9 protein-coding genes are annotated in these 10,390 nt (G+C 61.1%); 4 read left to right on the top strand and 5 right to left on the bottom strand.

The genetic code is table 11. The features are described 5' to 3' along the window. Nucleotides 1-108 precede the first annotated feature (108 nt). Both PG897_RS18095 and PG897_RS18100 read left to right on the top strand, forming a co-directional pair. A complete protein-coding gene (locus tag PG897_RS18095) occupies nt 109-2,088 on the top strand; it encodes a methyl-accepting chemotaxis protein (protein WP_043172004.1) in 1,980 nt (659 codons plus the stop codon). Nucleotides 2,089-2,096: 8 nt separating this feature from the next. After that, nucleotides 2,097-3,578 carry an ABC transporter substrate-binding protein gene (locus PG897_RS18100; RefSeq protein ID WP_043172005.1) on the top strand — a complete coding sequence of 494 codons (1,482 nt, stop codon included), beginning with the start codon at nt 2,097-2,099 and terminating at the stop codon, nt 3,576-3,578. A 63-nt stretch (nt 3,579-3,641) separates the two neighbouring features. Here PG897_RS18100 and PG897_RS18105 read toward each other — a convergent pair whose 3' ends face one another. Then, nucleotides 3,642-4,433, bottom strand: coding sequence for a GNAT family N-acetyltransferase (locus tag PG897_RS18105; RefSeq protein WP_043172006.1), 792 nt, complete (start codon nt 4,431-4,433; stop codon nt 3,642-3,644). A gap of 328 nt (nt 4,434-4,761) precedes the next feature. Here PG897_RS18105 and metF point away from each other — a divergent pair, with 328 nt between their 5' ends. Continuing rightward, nucleotides 4,762-5,658 (top strand): methylenetetrahydrofolate reductase, encoded by an 897-nt coding sequence (metF, locus tag PG897_RS18110; RefSeq protein WP_019838601.1) that lies wholly within the window; start codon nt 4,762-4,764, stop codon nt 5,656-5,658. Between the two features lie 62 nt (nt 5,659-5,720). Here the strand turns inward: metF and PG897_RS18115 are convergent, their stop codons facing one another. Both PG897_RS18115 and PG897_RS18120 read right to left on the bottom strand, forming a co-directional pair. Continuing rightward, the gene (locus PG897_RS18115) at nt 5,721-6,785 is read right to left on the bottom strand and encodes a DUF3103 family protein (protein ID WP_049048091.1); all 1,065 of its coding nucleotides are present in this window, start codon (nt 6,783-6,785) and stop codon (nt 5,721-5,723) included. A 150-nt stretch (nt 6,786-6,935) separates the two neighbouring features. After that, on the bottom strand, nt 6,936-8,087 hold the full coding sequence (locus PG897_RS18120) for a benzoate/H(+) symporter BenE family transporter (protein WP_043172008.1): 1,152 nt from the start codon (nt 8,085-8,087) through the stop codon (nt 6,936-6,938). A gap of 121 nt (nt 8,088-8,208) precedes the next feature. Here PG897_RS18120 and PG897_RS18125 point away from each other — a divergent pair, with 121 nt between their 5' ends. Continuing rightward, on the top strand, nt 8,209-8,778 hold the full coding sequence (locus PG897_RS18125; protein WP_005306022.1) for a helix-turn-helix domain-containing protein: 570 nt from the start codon (nt 8,209-8,211) through the stop codon (nt 8,776-8,778). Between the two features lie 10 nt (nt 8,779-8,788). On the opposite strand, the gene PG897_RS18130 is transcribed toward PG897_RS18125, so the two are convergent. Next, nucleotides 8,789-9,985, bottom strand: coding sequence for an NnrS family protein (locus tag PG897_RS18130; RefSeq protein ID WP_270829237.1), 1,197 nt, complete (start codon nt 9,983-9,985; stop codon nt 8,789-8,791). Nucleotides 9,986-10,177: 192 nt separating this feature from the next. Continuing rightward, nucleotides 10,178-10,390, bottom strand: a 213-nt coding sequence (locus PG897_RS18135; RefSeq protein ID WP_215270340.1) for a hypothetical protein, incomplete at its 5' end; no start/stop codon positions are given.

The following is a 10,390-nucleotide window of genomic DNA, read 5'->3' on the forward strand; positions in this document are numbered from 1 at the left end:
CCCCATATAGATCAATAAAATACCCTCGGTCTCCCCTCTATAATTCGCCCCTTGTGCCGATAGTGTCTATGTTCACGTTACCTTTCCCCCACGAGTGAGGATGTCTCCATGGGTTTATCTATTGTGCAGCGGATCATCGCCGGATTTGTGTTGATGCTGCTGCTGTTGATCCTGCTGGGTGTGATCAGCACCCTGAAGATCAGGGGCATCAACGACGGTTTGTCGCAGGTTTCCGACCGGGCAACCCCGTTGGTGATTGCGGTGGCCGGTTTGAAGGGCGCCCTGCAGGACAGCAACCGCTGGGTGCTGGTCTACCGGACCAATGAGGATGGCAGTCAGTTGCCGCAGCTGGCCAGCCAGTTCAAGGAGCAGCAAGCGCGTTTCAGCCAGCTAAGCCAGGAGATGGACAAGTTCAGCGGAGTGGCCGAGGCCGGTTCCCGCTTCCAGCAGGTCGATGCGGCGACCAAGCAGTTCTACGGCCTGGCCGAACAGGTGCTCTCCCAGCACAGCCAATGGGTCAATGCCCAGGATCGGCGCCACAAGCTGGAGATTGCCTTCATCCGGCTGGAAGACACCTACCAGTGGGCGGCCGATCTGCTGCTGCAGCAGACCGCCAGCAAGCGCTCCATGCGCAACAAGGCGGAGCTCATCACCTCGGGCATCGCGCGCGACTTGAAGAACATTCGCCGGGCCGATGCCAAGACCGACCTCAACGAACTGGAGAAGGTGCTGAGCAAGGACATCGAGATGGCGCGCAAGCGGCTTGACCGGGTGCTGGTGCCGGATGACGTGAAGCAGCGCTTCGTCTCCAACCTCGACCGGATGCAGGAGCTGGCGCTCGGCCCGCAGGGGCTGCTCGCCACCATGCGCAATGCCCAGCAGCTGGCCGCCTCGCTGCAGACCCTCAATCAGCAGCTCGACGCCAGCCTGATCAACAGCCTGGGGCTGCTCGACGAGATGGGACAGTCGGCCGGCTCCATCGCCAGCCAGAGCCGCACCACGGCGGATGATGCGGTCAGCAGTGCCAGCTTCTGGATCCTGATCGTGGCCGCCATCTCGGCTGCCGCCGCCCTCATCATCGGCTATACCACGGCGCGCAGCATTCAGCGCCCGCTGCAGATGATCAACAAGGAGCTGGATTACATGGCAGCCGGGGACATGACCCGCCGCATCAATTACCGCAGCAGCTGCGAATTCGGCGCCCTGGCCCGTTCCATCGACGTGCTGGCCGGCAAAACCGGCGAGCTGCTCTCCCAGATCAATGCCGGCTCCCGTCATCTGGTGGAGGAGGCGAGCCGCGCCGCCGAGATAAGCGAAAGGGCAGTATCCCGGGTGCAGGATCAGAAGAGCCAGACCGATCAGGTGGCCGCCGCCATCACCGAGCTGGAGGTGAGCGCCACCGAGGTGGCCCGTTCCACCGACGGCACCAAGCGGGAAGTGGATCTGGCGGATGACGAAGCCAGAACCGGCCGCCAGAAGGTGGCAACCACCCGTCGCATCACGGAACAACTGGCCGGAGCCATGGAGGAGGCCGTCGGCATCACCTACAAGCTGGGCGAATTCAGCGACAACATCGGCAGCATTCTCGACGTGATCCGCAGCATCGCCGAACAGACCAACCTGCTGGCGCTGAATGCAGCCATCGAGGCGGCGCGGGCTGGTGATGCCGGCCGCGGCTTCGCCGTGGTGGCCGACGAGGTGCGGGCGCTGGCCAACCGGACCCAGACGTCGACCGAAGAGATCCAGGCGATGATCGAAAACCTGCAGAGCTCGAGCAAGCTGGTGGTGGAGGTGATGGGACGCAGCCAGGAGCAGACCCACAGCTGTGTCGAACAGACCCGTGAGATGGATGCGGCCCTGCAGTCCATCGCCGACCGGATGAGCGCCATCAAGGCGATGGCAGATCAGGTGGCGCACGCAGCTCAGGAGCAGATCTCGGTCAGCCAGGGGGTGGCACGTCACATCTCCGGCATCGCCGAGGTGGCCTACGAGACCGAGCGGGAGGCACGGGAATCGGCCAGCAGCAGCGAGGTACTGGCGGATCTGGTGGCCAAGCAGCAGCAATTGATCGCACATTTCAAGGTTTAGGAGGGCTTATGTCTAACAAGTGGATCGGGGCCCTGAGTCTCCTGTTGTGTGGTCAGCTGATGGCCAGCGAGCTGGTGATCGAGAGCTGGCGGATAGATGACAAGGCCTTGTGGGAGCAGAAGATCATCCCTGCCTTCGAGGCCTCCCACCCGGGCATCCAGGTGAAATTCAACGGGGTGCAGAACGTCGACTACATGCCGACCCTGTGGGCCAGCCTGAAGGAGGGCAAGGCGGGGGATCTCATCACCTGCCGGCCGTTCGACGACTCCCTGGCCCTGTTCAAGGCGGGCCATCTGGCGGAGCTGACCGAGATGTCGGGGATGGAGAACTTCCCGAGCTTTGCCCAGTCACCCTGGCAGACCGACTCCGGCGCCCAGACCTTCTGCGTGCCCATGGCCTCGGTGATTCACGGCTTCTTCTACAACAAGAAGATTTTCAGCGAGCTGGGGCTGAGCGTGCCGCAGACCCGGGATGCCTTCTTTGCGGCACTGGACAAGGTGAAGGCTGATGGCCGCTATGTGCCGCTGGCCATGAGTGGCTCGGAAAGCTGGGTATCCTCCGAGCTCGGCTTTCAGAACATAGGCCCCAATTACTGGAAGGGAGAAGATGGTCGGCTGGCCTTGATCGGGGGGCAGGAGCGCTTTGACAACCCGCCCTACATCAAGGTGTTCGAGGAGCTGGCGCGCTGGCGTCCCTATCTCGGCGAAGGTGGCGAGAGCCGCGACTATGCCGCGACCAACGAGCTGTTCACCTCGGGCAAGGCCGCCTTCTACGTGGCGGGTTCCTGGGAGATCGCCCCCTTCACCGGCAAGGTGGACTTTGGCGTGATGCGCCCGCCCGTGGCGAAGCAGGGCGATGGCTGCTTCTTTACCGATCACACCGACATCGGGATGGGCATGAACCCTGCCAGCAAGAACAAGGAGGCGGCCATGGCCTTCCTGCAGTGGCTGACCACGCCCCAGTTCGCCGAGCTCTATACCAACTCGCTGCCCGGCTTCTTCTCCCTCTCCAACCACTTCTTCGAGGTCACCAACCCGGCGGCGAAGGAGATGATGGAGTGGCGGGATCAGTGCGACTCCACCATCCGGGTGGCCACCCAGATCCTCTCCCGCGGTACGCCCAAGCTGGGGGACGAGCTGGCCGAAGTGAGTCAGGCCGTGCTGCTCGGCAAGATGGAGCCCAAGGCGGCAGCCGATCGGCTGGAGCAGGGGCTGAAGGGCTGGTATCCGCCCCATCAGGGCAACAAGGTGAAAGGGGCAGATTGCCAGTGTGACGCTCCTGCCGCCGTGCCTGCGGTGTCGGCTGCAGCGGCGACCACCGAGCCTGCTGCTGCACCTGTCGCGACGCCGGTGGAGGCAGAGACACCAGCCGCCCCGGCGCCGTCAGCAACGCCTGACGCAGCGGCATCTGCGGCGGCAGCCCCGCTACCGGCGCAGTCGGCCGAGGTGGAGCAGGCGCTCTCCAATGAGCTGGAAACGCCGCAGCAATAGCTGCCGGCAGATACACCACGGGAGGCATCAGCCTCCCGTTTTCTTTGCTGCCTGTGCTCTGATTCATTGCTCCGTACGGGGCCAGCGGCAGAGACTGCCGATGCGGGCCACCGGGGCAAAGCCGAGCGAGCGATAGACCCGCTGGGCGTGATAGTGCTCGTCGGCCACTATGATGAGCCGGTCGACCCGCGTCAGCCCGTGCCGGGCAACCTGGCTCAGCAGCTGGCGGCACAATCCCTGATTGCGCCATGCCTGCCGGGTGCGTACCAGCTGGAAGCGACCCAGGGTGTCGGTGAAGAAGAGACCGCAACTGGCGACCAGCTGCTCCTGCTGCCAGATCCCCCACCACTGACCCAGCCCGTCCCCGATCATCGCCTCATACAACTGGCGTCGTGACTGCAGATAGGGCAGGTAGCTCTCTTTCGAGTGGGCGGGATCCCGCTCCTCCAGTTCAAAGGCCAGCCACTCGTCCCAGTCGGTCGGGGTAAAGGGGCGCGCAGCCACCGTCGCGGTTGGCGGTTGCCAGTCGGTGGCCTCCAGCGCCAGTACCACGCACTCCATGTACTGGTATCCCGCCGCTACGAAGCCAGCGACCCGGCTGTTCTGACCGGCCGCGAGAGGCCACTGGAAGGTGCGGTGTCTGACCCGGGGATCCTGCCCGATCAGCTTGTCGAAACTGGCCTCGAGCCAGCCCTTGTCGTGATCGCTAGGGGGAAAGGGGAGCAACAGATAGTTGCCGAAGTAGTAATCGGGAGCATCGGGAGTGCGCACGGCCCAGAACTGCTCATGGTCGACCACGTTGCCCTGATAGCGATCGAACAGCAAGTCGGTGGCAAAGCCGGGGTGGGTGTCCATGATGATGCTCCTGCAAATGGTTCAATTGGTTATCGGCAGGAAGGGGAAGAGGTTGAAAAGGGGCCGGAGAAACCTCCGGCCAAACAATCACACGCAGATTCAGAACGTCCAGGACGATCTGCGTTCATCATAACGCGACTCGCCGGATTTTGGGATGGGGTGCCAATCGTTACTTTGGCTTTATTGCCAAATAAAAATCGGCGGCCTTCATCTCGCTGTAAAACAGTGTTGACTTTGTGCCATTTTCTCATAAAGATAGAAAGACGTTTAGACGTCCAAACATCCGTTTTGACGTAGAGAAATGGATTGCAGGGCAGGGAGAGAGCAGATGGGATTTCACAGCGCACGTCAGGTTGAGGCACTCAACCAGAGTCTGGCAGATTTGAGTGGCGACATATCGGTCAGTTTCGAGTTTTTTCCGCCCAACAGCGAAGGGATGGAAAATACCCTGTGGCAATCCATCGAGCGCCTGAAAGTGCTGGAACCCAAATTCGTGTCGGTGACCTATGGTGCCAACTCGGGCACCCGGGATCGCACGCACAAGGTGATCAAGGACATCAAGGAGCGGACCGGTCTGATCGCTGCCCCGCACCTGACCTGTATTGACGCCAGCCGCGACGAGCTGCGCACCATTGCTCGCGACTACTGGAACAGCGGTATCCGCCATATCGTGGCGCTGCGCGGCGACCTGCCCCAGGGGCTGGAAAAGCCGGAGATGTATGCCACCGACCTGGTAGCCCTGCTCAAGGCCGAAGCGGACTTCGATATCTCGGTGGCCGCCTACCCGGAAGGTCACCCGGAAGCGCGTAGTGCGCAGTCGGACCTGCTCAACCTGAAGCGCAAGATTGATGCCGGTGCCAACCGCGCCATTACCCAGTTCTTCTTTGATGTCGAGACCTACCTGCGCTTTCGGGATCGCTGCGCCGCCATCGGCATCGATGCGGAAATCGTGCCGGGGATCCTGCCGGTCTCCAACTACCAGACCCTGGCCAAGTTTGCCGGTTTCACCAACGTGAAGATCCCGCGCTGGATGCATCAGCGTTTCGAGGGGCTGGATGATGATCAGATGACCCGCAACATGGTGGGGGCGAGCATCGCCATCGATCAGGTACGGGTGCTGAGTCAGGAGGGGGTGAAGGATTTCCACTTCTATACCCTGAACCGCTCCGAGCTGACCTACGCCATCTGCCACACCCTGGGGGTGAGGCCGAAAGGCCAGCAGTAACGGATCGCGGGTACAAAAAAAGCCAATGAGTCGCTCATTGGCTTTTTTGTTATGGCGACCAATCAGGGTCTGGTGGGGGCGATCTCTTTGGGTTCGAGATCGATCACCGCATTGCCGGCGGCACCGGGGTACTGGTGATAGCTCTGGTCCTGCTCCAGGGTGTAGAAGGTATCCAGATAGTCATCGTTGTTGGTCATCCAGGAGTCGGGCAGCGCCTTGACGATGCGACCACCGAGATCGAGGAAGGGCAGTGCCTCAGGCACGCCGCCAGCGGTGAAGGCCAGCTTGAGGGCATCGATGAACAGACCGCTCAGCTCCTTGTAGTTGACGTTGTCGTCCTGCTCCATCATGACGATGTCGACGGCACCCCAGCGATAGCGATCCCAGTAAACCAGGATCTGGTTGGGGGTGTAGTCGGTGTTGTCATAGTCGAGATAGGGCATGTCGACGATGTCGACCACGGGCTCATCCCGGCTGGGATTGACCCCCGCGACCACCGCATACACTTCGGCCGCACCCAGCAGCCAGGGCTCCTGATCATCCTTCAACCGAATTTTCTTCAGGATGCTGGTCTTGAGCGGCGCCGTGCTGGCAGCGGTACGGGGAGCCACCTGCATGTCGGCGGCGGCCAGCGCCTTGCGGATCACCTTGAGGCCGGCGTTCTTGGCCTTGACGGGATCGGCTTCCACGACCAGGACCGGACGGGCCGGTGCCTTGTCCACATCCAGATAGACGGGGTTGCCGGCGCTGTCGAAGGCTTCGATGGCGCTCCAGCTCTTCTCATCTCCGCTCGGTACATAGGCGACCAGCGGCTCGACACCCTGCTGCAGCGCGGCGGCCTGTTCCGGGTTGGCCAGTCGCAGCTGCATCAGCTCCTTGACCTCACCGTCCAGCCCTTGCCGGCTGATGGCCGCCTGGTTGGCATCCCGGGCCTGGCGTTTCAGGCGCGGGCTGGCTTTTTGCAGCAGGTTGGGCAGCGGGCTCTGGTACTCCTGATTGCTCAGCAGCGGCAGCAGGTTCTTCTGCTGCAGCGCGAGCTGGCGGGCCAGCTCCCGATCGGTGTCGGCAGCGTGGGCGGTGGTGGCGCCCAGCAGTGCCAGTAACAAAATGACAGCCTGATTCCTCATTATTATTCTCCAGTTTATGAGTCTGACATGAGGCACGCATCGGGGAAGAAGAAGTGCCTCGCCACCACTTAATGGCAATTAGTTTCAGCTGTGAACCAAATTCTCTGAATTATGTGCGGTGTCTCACGGGGGGCTCCCCAGATGGTCAGGTCAGTTTCTCCGCTGGTTGACTTGATGCAGGATGATGCCGACGAGCAATCCCCAGCAGGCGGCGCCGATGCCGAGCAGGCTGATGCCGGAGGCGGTGATGATGAAGGTCAGCAGGGCGGCCTCACGGGCATCGTCGTGTTGCAATGCGGTGTGCAGGCTGCTGCCGATGGTGCCGAGCAGCGCTAGCCCGGCGACACAGGTCACCAGCGTGGCCGGGAAGGCCGTGAAAAGGGCCGCCACCGTGGCCCCGAAACAGCCGGTCAGCAGATAGAAGCCCCCGGCCCATACCGCAGCGGGCCAGCGCCGGTTGGCGTCCGGATCCACCTCTTTCCCCATGCAGATGGCTGCAGTGATGGCCGCCAGGTTGAAGGCGTAGCCGCCGAAGGGGGCCAGTAACAGGCCGGTCAGGCCGGTCCAGGTGATAAGAGAGGAGGTGGCGGGTTGATAGCCGTGGGCCCGCAAAATGGTAATGCCGGGCATGTTCTGGGAGGTCATGGTGACGATGAACAGCGGCAGGGCAATGCCGAATAGGGCATCAAAAGAGAACGCTGGCCAGACCATGACCGGGCCGGCCAGTTGCCAGTGAATGGCGTCAAGCTGCAGCTCCCCTCGCAACAGACAGATGAGGATCCCGACTGCCAGCACCAGCACCATAGTATAGCGTGGCCAGAGATGGCGGCCGAGCAGGAATGCCAGCAACAGGCTGCCGAGCAGCAAGGGATCGGCTGGCGCAACCTTGAACAGATCCAGTCCGAACTTGAGCAATACCCCGGCCAGCATGGCCGCCGCCAGTTGGGCCGGGATATGACGCATCAGCCGATCGAACCAGCCGCTGATGCCGCACAGGGTGATCAATAGAGAAGAGATAACGAAGGCGCCGATGGCCTCGGCCAGGGTGAAGTTGCCGAGACTGGTGATGAGCAGGGCGGCACCCGGGGTCGACCAGGCGGTCAAGACAGGGATGCGGTAATAGAGGGAGAGGCCGATGCAGCTGATACCCATGCCGATGCCCAGTGTCCATAGCCAGGAGGCGAGCTGGGCAGCATCGGCCCCCGCTGCCGTGGCTGCCTGAATGATCAGGATGACCGAACTGGTGTAGCCAACCATCACGGCGATGAAGCCGGCGACCAGGTGGGGAAGGGCAAAGGGCATGGTGACGTCCTTGTGGGGTTGTGACGGCTTGTGCGTTATTGCGTACAATATTGCTTCAGACTATATCGCTGTGCGCTATAGCGCACAAGGCGATTCAAGCAAGCGCAACAAAGAGGCAGTCATGCAAGAGATGAATCAGCATCTGGCCCAACGTCTAAAAGGCTTGCGCAGCGAACTGGGCTGGAGCCTGGATGTAGCGGCGCGGGAAACGGGAGTGAGCAAGGCCATGCTGGGCCAGATTGAGCGGGGGGAGTCGAGCCCGACGGTGGCCACGCTGTGGAAGATTGCCACCGGCTTTCGAGTCTCTTTCTCCAGCTTTATCGAGCCGGCTCCCACGGCGCAGGACGATGTGCTTTATCGCACCGCCGATGCCATTCGCCAACAACCGGCGGGAGAAGGCATGCAGGTCGCTCCCCTCTTCCCTTATGAGGGGCGTTTTGGTTTCGAATTGTTTGAGCTGACTCTGTTGCCCGGCTATCAACGAGAGTCAGAACCCCATGAACCTGGGGTGACCGAACATGTCATCGTCATCAGCGGCCAGATGGAAGTGCTGGTGGAAGGGGAGTGGCGCTCCTTGACGCAGGGGGAGGCGGTGCGTTTCGCGGCCGACCGCCCCCATGGCTATCGAAATCAGGGGGTGGCCCCTGCCATCTTCCACAATCTGATCCACTATCCGGCCAGCAGATCTTGACCCTCACGGGTCAGCCAGGACGCCCATCTGCCCGGGGGCTGGTCAGTATGGGGGTATAGACCCAGACAAACAGAGCATATGCCAGGCTCCAGGCAAGGCCGCTCAGGTTCCAGCCGTACAGGGTATAGGCAGGCCAGAGCAGCGGGATCAGCACCCGGAGCAGGGTGGCCATGATGACCAGCCCGAACGCGCACTGGATCCTGCGCCCCACCTGCAAGGCTCGACCGCTGTGGCCGAGGGAGACCCTGGCTATCATCCCCAGGATCATGGTCCCCATGCAGCCGGCACTGAGCAGGTGGCTGGCCAGCGACAGGCTGATGGTCAGGCCGGCAGCCAGAGCTCCAAGGGCGAGCAGACCGAGAGGAATAAACAGGTAGGCTAGGTGCAGCGACCACAAGAGGGGTTGGCCAAGGGTGGACGGCAGTCGCCAACGCAGCTGGCGCCACAAGTGCAAAACGGTCGCCACCATATATAGAGGAAGCATATAGAGGCTGGTCACCCATGGGGTGGGTAGCAGCAGCCAGCTCACCAAGGTGAGCCACAGCGTGGCAAGGGAAGCCCGCTCCAGCCAGAGAATAGGGACGGATTTTTCCATCCCGGTGGCTCTGGCGGTAAAGAAGGGAATGACTCGTCCTCCCATCACGGCGATCAGGGTCGTGAACAGCAGCACAGTGGTGATGAGCAGATGTTCCATGTCTGCCCACTGTGTCTGCCACAGCCAGCTGGCGGCGTTGAGCAGGGTCAGAACGACAAGCAGAGGCACAAAGAAGAGGTTGCGCCACTGCCTGGTTACCACTATGGGTTTGGCCAGATACCAGGCGCAAAGAGGCAACCAGAGCAGGTCTGCCGCCATCAAGAAGGTGTTGTGTTCACCCAGCCAGGGCAGCAAGGCCCTCGGCAATGCCCATAGTACGACGACCAACACCAGGGGCCAACTCCTGACCCCGGGGTGAGCGGTCCAGTTTTGCACTGCCGTCAGCAGAAATCCCGCGACGATCGCCGCTCCGAAACCAAACAACATCTCGTGAGCATGCCACCAGATGGGGTTGCCAATCCCCGGCAAAACGAACCAGCCATTGAGTTGCCCCAGCCAGCCCAACATCGCCAATGCCGAAAACGAGGCGCCAAGCAGAAAGAAGGGCCTAAACCCGAGGCGGAACAGAGGAACGATTTTCTCCTCTTTGCGGCTATCCAGGATTTGATGCATGGCGAGACCTAAATTGAACATTTAAAAAGCCAATTATAAAGTGGCTTTTCAAATGTTCAATTTAAATCCAATGAAAGACCGAAATGGTGGTGATGAGAGCGAAATAGAACCGCTTTGCTGCATATCTGAGCGAACGAGTTTTTTTGGTGAAAAAGCCCTTGTCATCGCGACGCACCTCCCTATAATGCGCCCTCACCAGCACGGCAGAACACGCCAACCTGATGAGCTCGCTTCCTCGTGAAGCCAGCGCCGAAAGAAAAGCGAAAACAAGCGCTTGACTTTCGAAGTGAGGAAGGTATTATACGCCACCTCAGCGCGACAAGCGCCACGCTCTTTAACAATTTGAATCAAGCAATCTGTGTGGGCACTCACAGCATCGAGCATCAAAAACAATTTTTGATTTTC

The organism is Aeromonas sp. QDB20, from assembly GCF_027707805.1.
Lineage (GTDB): Bacteria > Pseudomonadota > Gammaproteobacteria > Enterobacterales > Aeromonadaceae > Aeromonas > Aeromonas dhakensis.